This is a genomic window from Marinirhabdus gelatinilytica, from assembly GCF_003353425.1.
In the GTDB taxonomy this organism is placed as follows: Bacteria; Bacteroidota; Bacteroidia; order Flavobacteriales; family Flavobacteriaceae; genus Marinirhabdus; species Marinirhabdus gelatinilytica.
Genome location: NZ_QRAO01000003.1, coordinates 111088 through 131365 on the forward strand (window position 1 = coordinate 111088; position 20278 = coordinate 131365).

Here is a 20278-nt window from a genome sequence, read left to right on the forward strand (position 1 = left end):
GCGGTCCCAGGTTCGAATCCTGGTGCGATCACTTAAAGCCCCGCAATTGCGGGGTTTTTTGATTATGAGCTTTTTTACCTACATACTGTTTTCTAAAACGCTTGACCGCTATTATGTGGGGCATACGGGCGATGTGCTTGACGAACGTATCAGGAAACACAACTCCAATCATAAAGGATATACAGGAAGAGCCAGTGATTGGAAGCTACAATACTTTGAGGTGTATTCCACTAAAGAAGAGGCTTATGCCAGAGAACGCTACATTAAATCAAGAAAATCCAAGAAGTACTTAGAAAAGTTAATTCGCAACTCTCACGATGGCTATACGGATAGATAGAGCATCCCGCTGCCAGCGGGACGGTCCCAGGTTCGAATCCTGGTGCGATCACTTAAAGCCCCGCAATTGCGGGGTTTTTTGATTATGAGCTTTTTTACCTACATACTGTTTTCTAAAACGCTTGACCGCTATTATGTGGGGCATACGGGCGATGTGCTTGACGAACGTATCAGGAAACACAACTCCAATCATAAAGGATATACAGGAAGAGCCAGTGATTGGAAGCTACAATACTTTGAGGTGTATTCCACTAAAGAAGAGGCTTATGCCAGAGAACGCTACATTAAATCAAGAAAATCCAAGAAGTACTTAGAAAAGTTAATTCGCAACTCTCACGATGGCTATACGGATAGATAGAGCATCCCGCTGCCAGCGGGACGGTCCCAGGTTCGAATCCTGGTGCGATCACTTAAAGCCCAGCAATTGCGGGGTTTTTTGATTAACTAAGTAAGAGATTATTCAGGGTACTCTACACGTAAGTGGTAAATATTGTTCAGTTTTTTCTTCAACACTTTTTTTATAGATTGAATTTCTTTGAAGGTGATATTGGCATTCAGGAACTGTCCTTGTTTCATTTGCCCATCGACAATCTTTTCAACAAAACTATCAATCTTTGATGAAGTAGGTTCTTTTAAACTCTTACTTGCTGCTTCAACACTATCGGCCATCATTAGGATTGCTGTTTCTTTAGAGAATGGCAAAGGTCCGGGATATTGAAAGTCTTCAATCTGTGCCGTACCTTCAAGCCTTTCCTGTTTCTTATAGAAATAATATACTACGGTGGTTCCGTGGTGGGTTCGTATAAAGTCTATGATCCTGTCCGGTAATTTTTTCCTTCTGGCCATTTCAATACCGTTGATCACATGGTCTATTATAACCCTTGCACTTTCCTTGGGGGGTAATTCATCATGAACATTGTAGCCACTCAGCTGATTTTCGGTAAAACTGGTTGGATTTTCCATTTTACCAATATCATGATACAGAGCCCCTACCCTAACCAACATCGCATTGGCACCAATCTCATTGGCCGCAGCCTCGGCAAGATTGGCAACATTCAGGGAATGGTGAAAGGTGCCCGGAGCCTTGTTGCTAAGTTCTTTTAGCAATTTACTGTTTGTATCACTTAGCTCCAATAATGAAACATCGGAAACGAGACCGAATAACTTTTCATAAAAATAGATCAGTGGGTGTGCGAACAGGGTAGCCAGACCAGCAAGTACAAAAAACCCGAAATTTTTGAATTCCAGATTAAGCACGTTCCCTTCCTGTATAATATAGAAAGCGAAATAACCAATTATATAAACAATGGTGATTTGTCCTACCGACATAAAAAGATTTGCCCTTCTGTACAATTCTGAAACAGTTAGGATAGTTACAATCCCAGCAATGATCTGCAAGAACAAGAATTCGAAACTGTTGGGTACCACAAACCCCAATAACAGTAATGTTAATACATGTACGAACAATCCCAGCCTAGGATCAAAGAAAGCCTTCAGGATTAACGGAAGAATACATAAAGGAACTACATATACATAATTGGCGTCTAGTTTTACAACAATAGTGGTCAAGAAAACCATCAAGATTATATTGAAAAATATAAACGTAACTTTAGTATTGTTACTGAAAATTTCATCTCTATATTTTTTAAGAAAAAGAAACAGCATTAAAAAGACCAGTGAAACCAGCATTGCATAGCCAAAAATAAGCCAGAACCTATTGTTTTTACTCCAAACCAGAGATTGGTATTCATCCTGTAGCGAGGTCAAGATTTGAAACGTGGTCCCCTCCACTACTTCCCCCTTAGCAATTATGCGCCCCCCTTTTTCCACAATACCTTGATTGGGGTTAATCGCTTCAAGGGAGGCTGCAATGGAATCTTCGGTCAACTTGTTATCCTTTGTCACATTGGGCGTAATGGCCCTGTTCAGTAAAATGGCAAGAAACTCCGAAAAAGATTGCGCTTTATTTTTAACTATAAAATCCTCAATAAGATCCTTTAGCTCAGATGTTTGGACAAGTTGTCCAAAAGTAATCTCTTCAACCTCGTTGCCCCGCTTTAAATAAATTAAATCCTCTTGACTTGTGGTGGCAACTTCATCTATCACGCCAAAACGGTATACTTGATCTATAAACTGGTATCCTATGGTCTCTATAGTCCTACGTTTTACTTCAAACAAACTATCCACAAAGGAAGTCTTCAGCAGCTCATCAAATTGTGCCTTGGCCTTGTCCTTAGCGTTCAGTCTATATTCAAAATAGGGAATTGTATTCTCACGTATGTTTTTCTTCTCTTGGGTGAGTTCAGCTTCAGATTTTTTTATGGCAAAACTAAAAGGTGCATATAAGTTTTCGTACTGCCAGGGCTTGCCCTTCTGAAAGTTATATTTAAACTGCCCTCCCTTGGGAAGTAAGTAAATAACTAGAAATGTGGAAAGTAGAAACAGGAAGACCCTGTAAATTGCTGCTTGATTTCTAGAAAGGAATGAAAAAAACTGTTTCATAAAAGTCTTTGCTAGAGTAAAGGTAGTATATACAGTCCATTAATCCCAAAGCGGAACGAGCTTAAGATTGAAAGTTCTATTTAAAATGTGTAATTTTGCACTTTCTTTCTGAAGAGAAACACCTTGGTTCTTCGTAAGAAATCAATTAAAAATAAGATACCGTTTCAAACAAACAAATTATGAAAAAAGTAGTTATAGCAGCAGCAGCGAGAACACCTATAGGAAGCTTTATGGGCAGCCTATCCTCCGTTAGTGCAACACAGTTGGGGAGCACTGCCATAAAAGGAGCACTGGAAAAAATAAACCTAGATCCATCGCAAGTTGAAGAGGTGCTTATGGGGAACGTTGTACAGGCAGGTGTAGGTCAAGCCCCTGCAAGACAAGCCGCATTGGGTGCCGGCATACCAGATACTGTACCTTGTACTACCATTAATAAAGTTTGTGCTTCCGGAATGAAGGCAGTAATGCAGGCCGCGCAATCCATTGCTTTGGGCGATGCTTCGGTTATCGTTGCCGGAGGTATGGAGAGTATGAGCAATATCCCACATTATGTTAACATGCGAAAGGGGACTAAATTTGGTCCAGCTACTTTAATAGATGGAATGCAAAAAGACGGACTCGTGGATGCGTACGACCACAATGCCATGGGTGTATGTGCAGATGTGTGTGCTACCGAACATAATTTTTCCCGTGAAGACCAAGATGCATTTGCCGTTAAATCCTATGAGCGTTCTGCCAAAGCTTGGAGCGAGGGTAAATTTGCAAACGAGGTCGTGCCCGTAAGTGTACCACAGCGTAGAGGTGAGCCTATAGTGATTTCGGAAGATGAAGAATTTAAAAATGTAAAGATGGAGAAGATACCTTCTCTACGCCCTGCTTTTAGCAAGGACGGGACGGTAACTGCGGCCAATGCCTCTACCATTAACGACGGTGCCGGCGCTATGGTCTTGATGAGCGAAGAAAAGGCAAATGAACTGGGAATAAAGCCACTAGCCACCATAAAGAGTTATGCCGATGCAGCACAAGAACCTAAATGGTTTACCACTGCTCCTGCAAAAGCATTGCCAAAAGCATTGGAAAAAGCAGGCATTATAAAAGACGATGTAGATTATTTTGAATTTAACGAAGCCTTTGCCGTAGTCGGGCTGGCCAACATGAAAATCCTTGGCCTGGACGACAGCAATGTAAATATAAACGGAGGTGCCGTTTCCCTTGGACATCCGTTAGGATGTAGTGGGGTTCGAATATTGATCACACTTCTCAACGTGCTGGAACAGAACGATGCAAAGATTGGTGCCGCAGCTATCTGTAACGGTGGTGGTGGTGCTAGCGCAATGGTTATTGAAAGGTAATTTTTTAATTTGTTCAGCAGCCAAAACCACAATATCCCAAACGGAAATTCTAGCCCATAAACGTAGCTCCATATATGAAATACGGCCTTTGTAACCTAAGCATTGTCCCCCTTCGATTAGAAGCAGCAGATACTAGCGAAATGGTTACGCAGGTACTTTATGGTGAAACGTTTAAAGTTGTAGAGCAACGGAAAAAATGGTCGCGTATCCGTTTATTTTTTGATACATATGAAGGCTGGATAGACAATAAGCAATTTGTTCTTATTGCTGAAGAAGACTATCACACATTAAACAAACAGAAACCAAGGTTGGTCTCAGATCTAGTAGGAATGCTCACCACCGAGGAGAACATGTTGCTAGCCCTACCATTAGGCTGTAACGTGGCAGCAGCCTCTTATCTAAAACATATTTCTGAAGGTACTTATGTTTCAGAAAAACAACCTAAAGCACACATAGTAGATACTGCTTTACTATATCTCAACGCTCCATATCTTTGGGGCGGTAAGACGCCTTTTGGGATAGACTGTAGTGGCTTTACACAAATGTGCTACAAACTTAACGGATATAAGTTATTGCGAGATGCAAGCCAGCAAGCCACACAAGGGGAACCGTTGAGTTTTATTGAGGAAAGCGAACCTGGGGATCTAGCCTTTTTTGATAATACTGAAGGGGACATCACCCACGTAGGTATTATAATGAAGGACAACTATATTATACACGCCCACGGAAAGGTAAGGATAGACCGAATAGACCACACGGGCATCTTTAATTACGAACAACGCCAGCATACCCATAAACTACGTGTCATAAAACGTATTGTATAAAAAAACCTCTCAAAAATTTGAGAGGTGTTTTTATCTTGGGAAGATAGCTTTCAATTACTTACCGCCTTCCAATGTTTGCAGCTTGGCCTTCATTTCCTTAAATTTTGCATCCTCACCAAGTTGGCTGTAAATATTCATAAGGGTACGAACCAATTCTACATTTTCGCTTCGTTGCTCCACAGCAGACTCTAAATAAGGGAGTACTTCTCGATAAAGTTGCTTACGTTCTTCCTTAAGCTCGTCGTAGCGCTTATTATCTGCTGAAGAAGTTCCAAGGTTGTTCATTTCTTCAACAATGGCACTCTCCTTACCTAGCAAAGTGGCTGCAATATTGATCTGGGCAGCAGCATAGGTAGGGTCTAACTCCAAGGCCTTTTTATATTGCTCAATTGCTTTGTCTTCTTCACCGTTCTTGGCAAAACCTACACCTAGGTTGTATCTAAGTTCTGGATTACTAGGATCTGTAGCAATAATCTGGTCCATTATGGCATTATAGGTTTTCATATCATTTGCTTGATACGCCATATCTGCCTCTGCACGCATAAGCGATACATCTTCAGGATTTTCCTTTCTAGCATCTGCCATCACTTTTTTGGCTTTTTCTTTATCACCTTTGCTAGTGTAGATTAGTGCAATATTCTTTAAGATATCACCTTTTACTGAAGCAGACATACGCTCGTCTGGATTGGTATATTTCCCTGAAAGCATATTGGTAGATCTTGTAGCCTCATCAGCAAAAACTACAACCTCACCCGTCTCAATATCGGTAGCTACCCATTCTTTTCTTTCGCCTGTGTACCCGAGCTCCAAGAGCTTTTCATAGTGTTTCAGTGCTGTATCATAATCTTTTCCAAGAATCGCACTCTCGGCGGCGTTATAAAGATCCAACTCTTCTCCTGCTACCGTATAACTCGTGTAAAGTTTTTTTGTAGCGGAATCGAAGTTTTTCGCACGTTGATCGCTCACGGCGCTGTTTACCAGAGCAACACGTAATTGTTGTACACCTAGCTTAGCATCTTTATTGTCGGCATCAAGCTCCATTGCTTTTTTAAAGGCATCGGCAGATTGCATCATCTTTGCAGTGTCACTATCTCCTGCATCTGCAAGGTACACTTGCCCTTTTGTTACGTAGAAATCTACCTTAAGGTCATTGTCCGCGCTACCAATTGAGCTTTCTGCTTCGTTGATGTATCCTATAGCTTCAGAAACGTCGCCATTTTTTAAGGCTTTGTCAGCTCTTTTAATTTCTTTTTTTTGTCCAAAAGAAACGGCAGTAACTAGGAGAATTCCTGCCATTGCAACATATTTTTTCATGTCTTTAGTTTTACGTTATTCGTTATTTTCGGTTTGTGTTCCATTTTTGTCAAGAGTCGTGCCATTTTCATCTGCTTCAGCATTAGAGGCTTCAGCAGAAGGTATCACATTTCCGTCCTCATCTACTTCTTCCACATTATCCTCATCGTTCATCACTTTGGCAACAGCAGCGATAGAGTCTTCATCGCGTACTTTTATGAGTCGTACCCCTTGTGTAGCGCGCCCCATAACCCTTAAATCCTCTACAGCCATACGTATGGCAATACCAGATTTATTGATGATCATAAGTCCGTCGCTATCGGTCACATTCTTGATGGCCACTAAGTTACCGGTTTTTTCGGTAACGCTAATGGTTTTTACCCCTTTTCCACCACGGTTCGTGATTCGGTACTCGTCTATGCTAGAACGTTTTCCGTAACCATTTTCTGAAACTACGAGGATATCACTCTCGGTGTCATTTATGGCAACCATGCCTATTACCTCATCTTTTTCGTTTCCTAAGGTAATACCGCGAACTCCTGATGCATTACGACCCATGGGTCTGGTTTTTTCCTCTTCAAAACGAATGGCCTTACCACTCTTAACGGCAAGCATTACTTGGCTATCGCCACGGGTAAGCTTGGCCTCCAGAAGTTCATCTCCTTCTTTAATAGTAATGGCATTGATACCATTGGTACGGGGTCTTGAATATTGCTCCAGCGGTGTTTTCTTAACCTGCCCTTTCTTGGTCGCCATGATTACGTAGCGACTATTAATATACTCTTCGTCTTTCAGGTCCTGCGTACAAATGAACGCTTTTACTTTATCGTCCGGCTCAATATTTATTAGGTTTTGAATCGCCCTTCCTTTAGATTGTCTGCTTCCTTCCGGGATTTCGAAAACACGCATCCAGAAACATTTTCCCTTTTGGGTGAAGAACAGCATATATTGGTGGTTGGTACCCACAAACATATGCTCCAAGAAATCTTCATTTCTGGTTGATGATGCTTTTTGCCCAACCCCTCCTCTATTTTGCTGTTTATACTCTGTCAAAGAGGTACGCTTAATATATCCTGCGTGCGAGATGGTAATTACTACTTGCTCGTCGGGAATAAGGTCGGTAATACTTACATCACCTCCAGCATACTCAATGGTAGAACGGCGTTCATCACCATACTTGGCTCTTATCTCCTCCAGTTCCTCTTTAATGATAGCCATTCTACGTTCCTTTTTGGCAAGGATATCTTTATAGTCTTCAATGGTTTTCATCAATTCATCATACTCACTGCGCAGCTTGTCCTGTTCCAGGCCTGTTAATTGGCGCAGGCGCATTTCTACGATGGCTTTGGCCTGTATTTCTGAAAGCTCGAAGGTGTCCATCAACTTTTGGCGGGCCTCATCGGCATTTGCAGAAGCTCTAATTAGGGCAATCACTTCGTCTATATTGTCCGAAGCGATAATCAACCCTTCCAGGATATGTGCACGCTCTTCGGCCTTTCTCAATAAATATTGGGTACGGCGGGTTACCACTTCGTGACGGTGCTCCACGAAATAGTGGATCATTTCTTTAAGGTTCAGCAAACGTGGACGCCCATTTACCAAAGCGATGTTGTTTACACTAAAGCTAGATTGCAGCTCCGTGTATTTATACAACATATTCAAAACGATATTTGGAATGGCATCACGTTTCAGAATATATACTATACGCATCCCCTTACGGTCACTCTCGTCACGAATGTTTGAAATTCCTTCGATCTTCTTTTCGTTTACCAGGTCGGCAGTCTTTTTAATCATATTGGCCTTATTCACCTGGTAAGGAATTTCGGAAACAATAATGCACTCACGGCCATTCACTTCTTCAAAACTGGCCTTACCGCGCATTACTACACGGCCACGTCCCGTATGGAAGGCATCGCGAACACCATCGTAGCCATAAATGATTCCTCCTGTTGGGAAATCTGGTGCCTTTATGTGCTGCATCAGGCCATCTATATCAATATCGTTATCGTCTATATAGGCTACGGTACCGTCTATCACTTCACTAAGATTATGCGGAGGCATATTGGTAGCCATACCCACGGCAATACCCGATGCGCCATTGATGAGCAATCCCGGTACTCGGGTTGGTAGCACTGTGGGCTCTTTTAAGGTGTCGTCGAAATTTAACTGGTGGTCTACCGTTTCCTTGTCGATATCGGCCAGCATATCTTCGGAAATCTTCTGCATACGGGCCTCAGTATAACGCATTGCAGCAGGGCTATCGCCATCTATACTACCAAAGTTACCTTGCCCATCTACCAGCATATAGCGCAAGCTCCATTCTTGGGCCATACGCACCATGGCATCGTATACTGAAGTATCTCCGTGCGGGTGGTACTTACCCAGAACCTCTCCCACAATTCTTGCCGATTTTTTATGTGCTGTATTGGCACGCACTCCCAACTCGTGCATACCGTAAAGTACACGCCTGTGTACTGGTTTCATACCATCGCGCACATCTGGCAGTGCACGTGACACGATGACCGACATCGAATAATCGATGTAAGCCGATTTCATTTCATCTTCAATGTTTATTGGGATTAATTTTTCGCCTTCAGCCATATAATAATTCTTTATGTATTTCAGTTAATCAAGAAAGCAAGATACTTATTTTTGAAGGTTTCAACAGGGGAAAACCCTTGTATTATTCACGATTTTATTAACAAAAATTTAGTAGGCTATCGTTAATAACTATCGTACTTTATACTTGGTTATTCATTGATTTTTTTGTCCTTTTACTTTCACCAGTATGGGAAAGGCATCATTTTTGACATTTTAATAATGAAATACCTTCGAGAATAGCTAATTTTAGACAGACAGGAACACAATAATATGGACGATAATTTTTCACCCAGAGTAAAAGACGTTATTGCTTACAGCAAAGAAGAAGCGCTACGGTTGGGTCACGATTTTATAGGAACCGAACACCTTATGTTGGGCCTACTTCGTGATGGCAACGGCAAAGCAGTAACCATTCTCAACCAGTTGGACATAGATTTAAACCATTTACGCCGTAAGGTTGAAATCTTAAGCCCTGCAAATCCCAATGCTGGAAACAATACCAACGATAAAAAGAATTTACATTTAACACGTCAGGCAGAACGCGCCTTAAAAACTACTTTTTTGGAAGCAAAGCTCTTCCAGAGTTCCTCTATCAACACAGCACATTTACTTTTGTGCATCCTTAGGAACGAGAACGACCCAACTACCAAGTTGCTGAACAAAATGAAAGTAGATTACGATGGTGTGAAAGACCAATTTAAACTCATGATCACAAACGACGACGATTATATAGAACCCACTGCAGAGAGTTTTCCCAACGATGAAAACTCCCCAAGTGAAGACGACAACAAGGAGAACCTCTTTGGTTCCTCTAGCAGTGCAAAATCTACCAAAAAATCCAAGACACCCGTTCTGGACAACTTTGGAAGGGATCTTACAGCACAAGCCGAAGAAGGTAAGTTAGACCCCGTAGTAGGTCGCGAAAACGAAATACAGCGTGTATCACAAGTATTGAGTAGAAGAAAAAAGAACAACCCATTACTCATAGGAGAACCTGGCGTTGGTAAAAGTGCCATTGCCGAAGGTCTCGCCCTGCGTATTGTACAGCGCAAAGTAAGCCGAATCTTATACGACAAGCGTGTGGTAACACTCGATCTTGCTAGCCTTGTTGCGGGAACCAAATACCGCGGACAGTTTGAGGAACGCATGAAAGCTGTGATGAACGAGCTGGAAAAAAATGACGATATCATCTTGTTTATCGATGAAATACACACCATTGTAGGTGCTGGAGGCGCTACAGGATCTCTGGACGCCAGTAACATGTTCAAACCTGCCCTTGCCCGTGGTGAAATTCAATGTGTAGGCGCAACTACGCTAGATGAGTACCGACAGTACATAGAAAAAGATGGTGCATTGGAGCGAAGGTTCCAAAAAGTATTGGTGGAGCCTACCACGGTAGAGGAAACCATTGAAATTCTACAGAACATCAAAGAAAAATACGAATCCCATCACAATGTAAGTTATACTGACGATGCACTGGAAGCCTGTGTAAAGCTTACCAATAGGTATATGACGGAACGATTTCTTCCGGACAAAGCCATTGATGCTTTGGACGAAGCCGGAAGTCGCGTACATATTACCAACATACACGTGCCCGAAAAAATCTTGCAGCTAGAAGCAGATCTTGAAGCGGTGCGTGAGCATAAAAATTCTGTAGTAAAAAAACAGAAATACGAAGAAGCAGCAAAGTTACGTGATGACGAAAAGAACTTAGAGAAACAATTGGCAGATGCCCAAGAAGCTTGGGAAAAAGATAGCGCGCTTCACAAAGAGACCGTGGACGAAGAACAAGTTGCCGAAGTAGTATCCATGATGACGGGTATTCCTGTGAACCGTATCGCCCAGACGGAAAGTAACAAGCTTGCTGCCCTGCCAGACCGCATTAAAGGAAAGGTTATTGGCCAAGATGAGGCCGTTTCAAAAGTTGTTAAGGCCATACAGCGGAACCGTGCAGGATTAAAAGACCCCAACAAACCCATTGGTTCCTTTATATTTTTAGGACAGACAGGTGTAGGTAAAACACAATTGGCAAAAGTCTTGGCGCGCGAGCTCTTTGATAATGACAATGCTTTGGTACGTATAGATATGAGCGAGTACATGGAAAAGTTTGCTGTATCTCGTTTGATAGGTGCCCCTCCAGGATATGTTGGGTATGAAGAAGGGGGACAACTTACCGAAAAGATACGCCGCAAGCCTTATGCCGTGGTATTGCTGGATGAAATAGAGAAGGCCCACCCAGACGTTTTCAATATGTTGTTGCAAGTGTTGGATGACGGTTATTTAACCGATAGTTTGGGAAGAAAGATCGATTTTAGAAATACTATTATCATTATGACCTCCAACATTGGCGCGCGTAAGCTGAAGGATTTTGGTACTGGCGTAGGTTTTGGAACCGCTTCGCAACTCAGCCAAGCCGAATCGAACGCAAAGAGTATTATTGAAAATGCCTTGAAGAAAGCTTTTGCACCCGAATTTCTTAACCGAGTGGACGATGTCATGGTGTTCAATGCCCTTGATAGGGAAGATATCCATAAGATTATCGATATTGAACTCTCCAAGCTTTTTACCCGTATAAAGGACATAGGCTACAACCTAACCCTTACCGAAAAAGCCAAGGACTATATCGCAGACAAAGGTTTTGATAAAGAATACGGTGCCAGACCACTAAAACGTGCTATCCAAAAGTATATTGAAGACGCATTGGCCGAGGAGATCATAAATTCTAACTTGCGGGAAGGCGATAGTATTACTATGGACTTGGATGAAAAAAGTAATGAACTAAGTATCAAGATAAAGAAGAAGAAAAAGACTAGCGAACAAGAATAGTCTTCACAATTTTTCAGAAGCAAGCAGTCCCCTCCCCTTTCTGTTCCAACGGAAATGTGCAGGGGATTGTTTTTTTGCTTTTTACTTGGTGAATTTGAAATCCGAAAGCTATCGTATTTTAACGGTTTCAGCGAAAATCTTAAAAAGATTACTTTTTCAACAACTTAAATGTTTTCGTCTTTCCGTTTGTTCCCAAAACTTTCAGAATATAGACTCCTTGTTGCAAGGATGTGGTATCTACAAATATTGACTCGCTCTGGGATTGGTTAAAGATTTCAATATTCTTTTTACCTGAGATATCAAACAGAAGAACCTCTGTAACCCCTATAGCATTTTTAAGGACAATATTGTTTTCTTCTTGATAAAGCGTAAGATTCCAATTGGTGTCTTTATTACTAGGGATAGATAATATATCTGGGACGCATTTTGCGATGGAGTCCAAATTTTCGTACACGTGGTTACCCGCTTTGTACGCACAGCTTAAATGCCCCACATCGTTAATGTCCGGATACCCTCCTGGAGCAGTAAGTATAGACAGCGAGCCAATTCCTTCTATCCATACAGCATTCTCTGTACTTGCGGTATTTCCGGGAGCTGGTGAAAAATAGAAATGCCTATATGCTTCACCGTCAACTAGAGTTCTGCTTCTTATGGAGTCCAAAAGGAACATCCCTCCTTCTTCTGGGAAAGGGGTGATTGGGTTGAACATTTCAAACGTATCGCCTTCAGAAAGTGAGAAATCGTACAAGAGGTAATTTTCAACACGGTTTGGAAGAATGATTTTTATGTATACTTTTTTTTCGGCTACATCCTCACGCAACAGAAACCCTCGTGAAATATAGTGGTAACCGTCCAATATCTTAAACGATTCGCCTCCTACGAGTGTATCGCCATCGGTAAAATACGTATCGGTAATACAACCAAAATTGCAAGTGGTAAATTTCCACTCGTTGAACGAATCCAACATAGGGACATATTCTTGTGCTTTTACAAAAAGTGAGGTTGTAATAAATAGAACGCCTGTTATAAGTTTCAGTTTCATAAGGAAAATTTTAATTTATACTACCCAAAAAGCACCTCTCTATCTATTGAAAAACTCTGTATGTATGCCACGGCAGCGTGTATATCGTCTGCCAATAACCTGTCTTCGGCCACAAATGGCACTACGTTTCTGAAGGCACTTAAAAAGCTCTCTACCAAGGTAGAGGATTTTTTAGGTTTTCTGAACTCCAGCGCTTGGGAGGCGTTCATCAACTCTATGGCCAACACGGTTTCAAGGTTATCCACAATACGCAAACACTTTGTAGCAGCATTGGCTCCCATACTCACGTGGTCCTCCTGCCCATTGCTGGACACAATACTATCTACCGAAGCTGGTACGGCCAACTGCTTGTTCTGGCTCACGATGCTGGCTGCTGTATACTGCGGGATCATAAAGCCACTGTTCAAGCCAGGATTGTTCACCAAAAAGTCTGGTAACCCTCGTAACCCCGAAACCAATTGATAGGTTCTCCTTTCTGAAATATTAGCCAATTCTGCCATTGCAATACCCAAATAGTCCAAAGCTAGGGCAAGTGGCTGCCCGTGAAAGTTTCCACCAGAAATTATAGTATCGGCATCAATAAAAATGTTGGGGTTGTCCGTCACGCTGTTAATCTCAGTCTTAAAGGTTTTATGTGCAAACAAAATGGTATCCTTGCTAGCACCGTGTACCTGCGGGATACACCTGAATGAATAAGGGTCCTGCACACTCTCCTTCTCACTTTTGCCTATTTCGCTATCCTCTAAGAATTCCAAGATACGTTCTGCGGTCTTTATTTGCCCCCGGTGTGGACGCACAAGGTGCACCAATGCGTTAAAGGGGCTCATATTACAATCGAAAGCATCTACAGAGGTTGCGCCAATCAAATCGGCCAAGAAAGATAGCTTATGCGCCTTGAGCAGTGCGTACACACCATAGGCACTCATAAACTGGGTACCGTTGAGCAATGCCAGGCCTTCTTTTGCTTGCAGGGTAATGGGTTTCCAGTTGTGTTTTTTAAGGATTTTTTCTGAAGCAACAATTTCACCGTTTATCCAAACTTCACCTACTCCCAAAAGCGGTAGGGCGAGATGTGCCAGTGGGGCCAGATCTCCAGAGGCCCCAAGGCTTCCCTGGGTATAAATTACGGGAAGAACATCGTTATTATAAAATGCTACCAAACGCTCTACCGTTTCCAGTTGTACGCCACTATACCCATAGCTTAAAGATTGAATTTTAAGCAACAGCATTAGTTTTACTATGGCTCTGGGGACAAACTCTCCGGTACCACAGGCATGGGATTTTACAAGGTTTTCCTGGAGTTTGCTAAGATGTTCATCGGCTATCTTAACGTTGCATAATGAGCCGAAACCTGTGTTGATACCGTACACGGGGCTTTTGTCGCTGTCTATTTTCTTATGAAGGTACTCGTAGGATTTTTTAATGTTCAATACAGCTTCTTCGGAAAGCTCCAACAGCATATTTTCTTCCAGAATAGTGCTGATAATGGGAAGGTCTAAATTTTCTGAGCTTATGTAATGGGTCTCTTGCATTGATTTGGTGTTTTTACAAAAATACAATTCTAAGTAGTAAAAATTACCTAAATACCCAGAAGTGAAAAATAAATTACATTTTTAAAGAATCACAAAGGACATAAAAAATGAAACCATTCTACATTACAAATTCCTGTAAAGCTATATTTCGACACGGTAAAAAACACTCTTTTTAGATAGAACACCTATGCTCTGTAATCAAGATCAAGCATTCTTGTTTTTATCCTCTTCTTGTTTCATAGCAAATAGCTCTAGAAATGCAGCCCCAATATGTTCCACGATATCGCTGGCCGTCAATGCCTCAAAGCCTAAAGTATGAGTGGCCTGATTTCCTGCGCTACCGTGCAGGTATGCAGCAAAAACCGATGCGATCAACGGGTCGTATCCCTGGGAGAGCAAACCTGCTATCATCCCCGATAGCACATCGCCACTACCACCAGTCGCCATCCCTGGATTTCCTGTTGTATTTATGTACAACCTATTTTCTATCGCAACGATGGTATTAGCGCCTTTTACGATAATTATTACATTGTGTTGTTTTGCAAAAGCCTTGGTCTTTTCTAGTTTTTCAAAATCGTCTTTCCAGTCTCCAACCAATCGTTTCAATTCGCCTGGATGTGGTGTTAATATAGAGAGTTCGGGGAGTTTTTCTAGCAACGATTTGTTTTCTGAAATACAGTTCAAGGCATCGGCATCTATTACCATGGGGCTTTTTGTGGTGGTGAACAATTTCTCCAGCGCTCTAACGGTTTCAGCCTTGGTTCCTATTCCCATCCCCACAGCTATGGCCGAAGGTTCAAAATCCAGTTTTATTTCAGTAATTAAATCATCTTCTTTATCGGTCAACGTCATTGCTTCCGGAACGGCAGTCTGTAAGACGGTATAACCACATTCTGGAACGAATGCCGTCACCAGTCCCGAACCTGTTTTATAGGATGCTTTGGCGGAGAGTACCGCAGCCCCTATCTTCCCATAACTTCCTGCAATTACCAAGGTATGGCCATAGGTACCCTTGTGGGCGTATTTTTCTCGTTGTTTGTAAAATTGTTGTGCTTCGGGCTTGGCTATAATCTGGGCAAGTGGTTCGGTTGTATGGAGGTATTCTGGGTCCAACCCTATTTCCAATACTTCAAAATAGGGCACAAACTTCCCGGTTTCGGGTAAAAAGAAGCTCAATTTTGGCGCTTGGAAGGCAAGGGTGTGGTTGGCCCTTACAACTGCTTCAGGATCGTCCAGGGCTTTATCTGCATACATTCCGCTGGGGATATCGATAGAAAGCTTAAACGATTTTGTGCTGTTGATATATTGTATCAGCTTTTTTACCCAGCCTTCTGGAGGTCTGTTCAGTCCTATCCCAAAAAGTGCATCAATAATGATATCTTCTGGACTTATCTCGGGGAAATCTTCTTCTGAAGTCATTAACGTAGGCCAATTCTTGGTAACATCCTTAACTCTATCGTAATTTACCAGAAAACACTTGGAGCGTTTATCGGTAAAATTGGCTATATAAATTTTTACGTTGTACCCGTGTTCGTGCAGCATACGGCCTACCACCAAGCCATCGCCACCATTGTTCCCAATCCCGCAAAATATGTGGACGGGAACTTGTGCTCCCTGCATACGGCCATGCAACCAGTTGAATATCTGTGTCCCGGCACGCTCCATCAAGTCCAGTTGGGTTATATTGTGTTTTTGGGTTGTTATTTTATCGGCTTCGTGAAGTTGTGCTGCTGAAAATATCTTCATAGGTAATTTTTGATTGCTAGGTAAACTGCCTCTCGGCAAGCCCAAGGCATGAAAATTTCGATTATCGAGTAAAGATACTTGTATTGAAAAATTCTAGCAAGCTATTTAAAAACACCGTTAATATTTGGGTAATTAAAAGGAAAACTCTAGAAATTTTAAACTACAGCACAGAAAACCTACCTTTGCATTCCTAAATACAAAACTAGATGAAAAACACAGCCTTATCCCACGTTCACGAAGCTCTTGGAGCAAAAATGGTCCCTTTTGCCGGTTATAATATGCCAGTTTCCTATGAAGGCGTTACAGCCGAACACGAAACCGTTCGCAACGCTGTGGGGGTTTTTGATGTTTCCCATATGGGTGAATTTTTGATAACGGGTCCCAAAGCATTGGAGCTTATACAGAAAGTGAGCAGTAACGATGCTTCAAAATTGATCGATGGACAGGCACAGTACAGTTGCCTCCCCAATGCAGATGGCGGCATTGTGGACGACTTGATCATATATCGCCTAGAGGCCGAAAAATGGTTGCTGGTAGTGAATGCCTCCAATATTGAAAAGGATTGGGACTGGATCTCTTCCCACAACACTATGGGTGCCGAAATGCGCAACCTTTCCGAAGAGTATTCGTTGCTTGCAATCCAAGGCCCTAAAGCTGTTGAGGCTATGCAATCGCTTACCTCAGAGGATCTTTCAGCTATAAAATTTTACACTTTTAAGGTTTCAGACTTTGCGGGAATAGCGCATGTGATCATTAGTGCTACGGGCTATACCGGGAGTGGCGGATTCGAGATCTATTGCAAGAACAGCGAAGTAGAACAAATATGGAATAAAGTTCTGGAGGCAGGAGCAGATTTTGGCATAAAACCTATTGGCTTGGCTGCACGGGATACACTTCGGTTGGAAATGGGCTATTGCCTTTACGGAAACGATATAGACGATACTACCTCCCCGCTTGAAGCTGGGTTGGGCTGGATCACAAAATTCACAAAGGATTTTATAAATTCTGAAAGTTTACAGCAACAAAAAATAGACGGTATCCGTAGAAAGTTGGTGGGCTTCGAACTACAGGAACGTGGTATTCCTCGCCAAGGGTACGATATCCTGGACAACGAAGACAATGTGATTGGGAACGTAACCAGCGGCACCATGGCACCATCACTAAATAAAGGTATAGGGATGGGCTACGTTACAAAAGAACTAAGCGCCCCCGGCACTGAAATCTTTATACAGATACGTAAGAACAAGGTCCCAGCAACCGTTGTTAAAACTCCATTTTACAAAGGCTAATGGCAGACTACCAGCAAATTTTAAATACCATTTACAACGAACTTCTACAACGTGAGGATAAAGGCGAGGTAGCCAGCTACATTCCAGAATTGGCGAAGGTTGAGAAAACTAAATTGGGCATCTATCTCAATAGGGTTCACGGCGATAATTTTGGCGTGGGCGATGCCTACACCAAGTTCTCCATACAGAGTATCTCCAAGGTTTTTACCCTTGCCATGGCGTTTGCGAACCAGGGGAACAAACTATGGAATCGTGTAGATGTGGAACCCTCTGGCAATCCTTTTAATTATTTGGCGTTATTGGAACAGGAAGAAGGTATTCCACGTAATCCTTTGATAAACTCTGGGGCCATCGTGGTGGCAGACTGCTTGCTTTCAACCTATGATGATCCCAAGGCAGAACTCTTAAAATTTGTACGCCAATTGGCAAACGACAATTCCATAGACTATAACCCTCAAGTGGCCGCTTCAGAAATGGAGACCGGTTTCACCAACTTTGCCATTGCTAATTTGTTGAAATCTTTTGGCAATCTTGAAAACCCAGTGGAAGACGTACTGGATTTCTATTTCCATCAATGTAGTCTGGAAATGACCTGCGAGCAATTGAGCAATGCGTTCTTCCCGTTTGCGAATAAAGGCGTTTGTCTACAACAAACCCCTTGTTTAACGGCTACACAGGCAAAGAGAATCAACGCCATTTTGCTCACCTGTGGGTTTTACGACGAAGCAGGCGAGTTTGCGTTTGAGGTTGGCCTGCCCGGGAAAAGTGGTGTAGGTGGCGGGATAGTAGCGCTCTTGCCAGACAACTTCATCATTACCACTTGGTCGCCAGGACTCAATGAAAAAGGAAACAGCTACCTTGGGATGATGGCCTTGGAAAAATTCACCACGGCTACAAAAGCTTCAATATTTTAAGATGCCCCGTATCCCCAAAACCAAACATACCATCCTAATTCTGGGAGCCAGTGGCTTTATAGGCAATGCGCTGTACCGTGAGCTCCTCTCCTATTTCAGGACGTTCGGGACCTATTGCACGCAAGAGGGGTTGTATGCTGAAAATCAGGTATTTTTTAATTTTTGTGCTGAAAAAGATAGTATTGCTGAAATTTTAGCTGAAATTTCACCCACCGTTATCATTTCAGCATTTAAAAGTGATTTTAAGGCATCGTACAATACACATCAAGAGATAGCTCACTATGTCGCTGAAAACCACCAAAGCCGCATTCTTTTTCTTTCTTCTGCTGAAGTTTTTGATGGTTTGCACCAGTTTCCAAGTTACGAGAGCGACCCCCCAAAACCCGAAAGTGTACAAGGTCGCCACAAGGCTTCCATAGAACGCTTATTGCTAGAGCAAATCCCTGCGCAAACCACTATTTTAAGGCTTCCCATGGTGCTGGGCGTTACATCGCCCCGTGTGGTACAACTACGCCAGGCCAGCAAGCACAAGGCAGCTTTCGAGGTGTTTCCAAACCTTATCATAAGCATTACCACTGCCGATAAAGTGGCACAACAGGTTCACTTTATCATCAACCAGCAATTGGACGGAATTTTTCACTTGGCCAGTGAGGACATTATACACCACGAGGATCTTTTCAAGGAACTCTGCGAGAAGTTGGGAGACGAACCGCCTATATTTAAAAGCGTATTCCAAAGAAACGAGGATAGTTATCTTGCCATCCTTCCCAAAAAAAACAAATTACCCAAGCCTTACCGAACTACCGTGGCCGAAGTGATAGATGCTTGTACTTTAAAAGAAGAAATTAGTACCTTTAGGAACTAAAGAAAAATTATTATGAAAACCTATACCGAAAAAGAAATACTAGAAAAATTAAAAGATTTTGAAGGCTGGGAATACGAGGAGAATGCCTTGCACACTGCTTTTGAGTTTGAAAACTTCAAGGAAGCATTCACTATTATGACCCGTATTGCTTTTGAAGCAGAACGCCTAGAGCACCATCCAGATTGGACCAACGTATACAACAAACTGCACATAACCCTCTCCACCCACGATGCCGGCGGCGTGACCGATAAGGATTTTGAGTTTGCCAGCGTTATAGATACCCTCATAGGGTAACAAATATTCAGCTACAAAATTTGGAAAATCGATTTCTGAATTTCTATATTTGAGAATCGTTATTAATTCAAACAGTTTCCTGCCCGGGCGGGGATACAAACTATAAATAATTCTTTATGGGAAGAGCTTTCGAGTTTAGAAAAGCAAGAAAAATGAAGCGTTGGGCCGCAATGTCCAAAGCATTTACACGAATTGGAAAGGACATCGTGATGGCCGTGAAGGAAGGCGGTCCAGACCCAGATACCAATTCCCGTTTGCGTGCCGTGATACAGAATGCCAAGGCAGTAAATATGCCCAAGGACAATATAGAGCGTGCCATAAAGAGAGCGAGCGACAAAAATCAGGGTGACTATAAAGAAGTTATTTTTGAAGGATACGCACAACACGGGATTGCCGTCCTCATAGAAACCGCTACCGATAACAATACCCGCACCGTAGCAAACGTACGCTCCTATTTCAACAAAACCGATGGCAGCTTAGGCACCTCTGGCTCTGTAGTGTTTATGTTTGATCACGTGTGTAATTTTAGGATCAATGCGGGAGATCGTGACCTAGAGGAACTAGAACTGGAACTGATAGACTTTGGGGTTGAGGAAATATTCAACAATGAAGATGAAGACGAGCCGGGCGTAATGATCTACGCACCTTTTGAGAGCTTTGGAAACATACAGGCCTATCTCGAGGAAAACGACATTGAGATAATCTCTTCAGGTTTTGAGCGCATTCCACAGGTTACCAAAGTGCTTAGCCCAGAGCAAATGGAAGATGTGGAAAAATTGATTGAAAAACTAGAGGAAGACGACGATGTACAGAATGTGTACCACACTATGGAGGAGTCTTCAGAAGAATAAGTCTTCTTCAT

The 20278-nt window shown here is 42.4% G+C and carries 16 protein-coding genes; 10 read left to right on the forward strand and 6 right to left on the reverse strand.

Going from position 1 to position 20278, the window contains the following annotated elements; all coding sequences use genetic code 11:
• Both C8D94_RS09540 and C8D94_RS09545 read left to right on the forward strand, forming a co-directional pair.
• On the forward strand, window positions 1-337 hold a 337-nt coding region (locus C8D94_RS09540), incomplete at its 5' end, for a GIY-YIG nuclease family protein (RefSeq protein WP_245946261.1).
• An 84-nt stretch (window positions 338-421) separates the two neighbouring features.
• Window positions 422-694, forward strand: a complete 273-nt coding sequence (locus tag C8D94_RS09545; RefSeq protein WP_115123723.1) for a GIY-YIG nuclease family protein — start codon at window positions 422-424, stop codon at window positions 692-694.
• A gap of 98 nt (window positions 695-792) precedes the next feature.
• Here C8D94_RS09545 and C8D94_RS09550 read toward each other — a convergent pair whose 3' ends face one another.
• Window positions 793-2838: an HD family phosphohydrolase gene (locus C8D94_RS09550; RefSeq protein ID WP_115123724.1), complete on the reverse strand. Its 2046-nt coding sequence runs from the start codon at window positions 2836-2838 to the stop codon at window positions 793-795.
• Window positions 2839-3017: 179 nt separating this feature from the next.
• Here C8D94_RS09550 and C8D94_RS09555 point away from each other — a divergent pair, with 179 nt between their 5' ends.
• Together C8D94_RS09555 and C8D94_RS09560 are read left to right on the forward strand one after the other, a co-directional pair.
• Window positions 3018-4190: an acetyl-CoA C-acyltransferase gene (locus tag C8D94_RS09555; RefSeq protein WP_115123725.1), complete on the forward strand. Its 1173-nt coding sequence runs from the start codon at window positions 3018-3020 to the stop codon at window positions 4188-4190.
• A 74-nt stretch (window positions 4191-4264) separates the two neighbouring features.
• Entirely contained in the window at window positions 4265-5014 is a 750-nt protein-coding gene (locus C8D94_RS09560) for a C40 family peptidase (protein WP_115123726.1), read from the forward strand.
• A gap of 54 nt (window positions 5015-5068) precedes the next feature.
• On the opposite strand, the gene C8D94_RS09565 is transcribed toward C8D94_RS09560, so the two are convergent.
• Both C8D94_RS09565 and gyrA read right to left on the reverse strand, forming a co-directional pair.
• Window positions 5069-6328 (reverse strand): tetratricopeptide repeat protein, encoded by a 1260-nt coding sequence (locus C8D94_RS09565; protein WP_115123727.1) that lies wholly within the window; start codon window positions 6326-6328, stop codon window positions 5069-5071.
• Between the two features lie 15 nt (window positions 6329-6343).
• Complete coding sequence (gene gyrA / locus C8D94_RS09570) at window positions 6344-8908, reverse strand: DNA gyrase subunit A (protein ID WP_115123728.1); 2565 nt, start codon at window positions 8906-8908, stop codon at window positions 6344-6346.
• A gap of 270 nt (window positions 8909-9178) precedes the next feature.
• On the opposite strand from gyrA, the gene C8D94_RS09575 reads away from it, so the two are divergent.
• Window positions 9179-11734: an ATP-dependent Clp protease ATP-binding subunit gene (locus tag C8D94_RS09575; protein ID WP_115123729.1), complete on the forward strand. Its 2556-nt coding sequence runs from the start codon at window positions 9179-9181 to the stop codon at window positions 11732-11734.
• A gap of 148 nt (window positions 11735-11882) precedes the next feature.
• Here C8D94_RS09575 and C8D94_RS09580 read toward each other — a convergent pair whose 3' ends face one another.
• The 3 genes from C8D94_RS09580 to C8D94_RS09590 form a co-directional block, all read right to left on the reverse strand.
• Entirely contained in the window at window positions 11883-12776 is an 894-nt protein-coding gene (locus C8D94_RS09580; RefSeq protein ID WP_115123730.1) for a T9SS type A sorting domain-containing protein, read from the reverse strand.
• Window positions 12777-12796: 20 nt separating this feature from the next.
• Window positions 12797-14308, reverse strand: a complete 1512-nt coding sequence (gene hutH, locus C8D94_RS09585) for a histidine ammonia-lyase (RefSeq protein WP_115123731.1) — start codon at window positions 14306-14308, stop codon at window positions 12797-12799.
• 204 nt (window positions 14309-14512) lie between these two features.
• Window positions 14513-16054, reverse strand: a complete 1542-nt coding sequence (locus tag C8D94_RS09590; protein ID WP_115123732.1) for an NAD(P)H-hydrate dehydratase — start codon at window positions 16052-16054, stop codon at window positions 14513-14515.
• Window positions 16055-16260: 206 nt separating this feature from the next.
• On the opposite strand from C8D94_RS09590, the gene gcvT reads away from it, so the two are divergent.
• The 5 genes from gcvT to C8D94_RS09615 all read left to right on the forward strand — a co-directional run bounded on the left by gcvT (window position 16261) and on the right by C8D94_RS09615 (window position 20267).
• Window positions 16261-17343 carry a glycine cleavage system aminomethyltransferase GcvT gene (gene gcvT / locus C8D94_RS09595; RefSeq protein WP_115123733.1) on the forward strand — a complete coding sequence of 361 codons (1083 nt, stop codon included), beginning with the start codon at window positions 16261-16263 and terminating at the stop codon, window positions 17341-17343.
• Window positions 17343-18257, forward strand: a complete 915-nt coding sequence (locus tag C8D94_RS09600; RefSeq protein ID WP_115123734.1) for a glutaminase — start codon at window positions 17343-17345, stop codon at window positions 18255-18257. Before gcvT ends, C8D94_RS09600 begins: the two co-directional genes overlap by 1 nt.
• A 1-nt stretch (window position 18258) precedes the next feature.
• Window positions 18259-19122, forward strand: coding sequence for a sugar nucleotide-binding protein (locus C8D94_RS09605; protein ID WP_115123735.1), 864 nt, complete (start codon window positions 18259-18261; stop codon window positions 19120-19122).
• 12 nt (window positions 19123-19134) lie between these two features.
• On the forward strand, window positions 19135-19416 hold the full coding sequence (locus tag C8D94_RS09610) for a 4a-hydroxytetrahydrobiopterin dehydratase (protein WP_115123736.1): 282 nt from the start codon (window positions 19135-19137) through the stop codon (window positions 19414-19416).
• Window positions 19417-19532: 116 nt separating this feature from the next.
• The gene (locus tag C8D94_RS09615) at window positions 19533-20267 is read left to right on the forward strand and encodes a YebC/PmpR family DNA-binding transcriptional regulator (protein WP_115123737.1); all 735 of its coding nucleotides are present in this window, start codon (window positions 19533-19535) and stop codon (window positions 20265-20267) included.
• Window positions 20268-20278 lie beyond the last annotated feature (11 nt).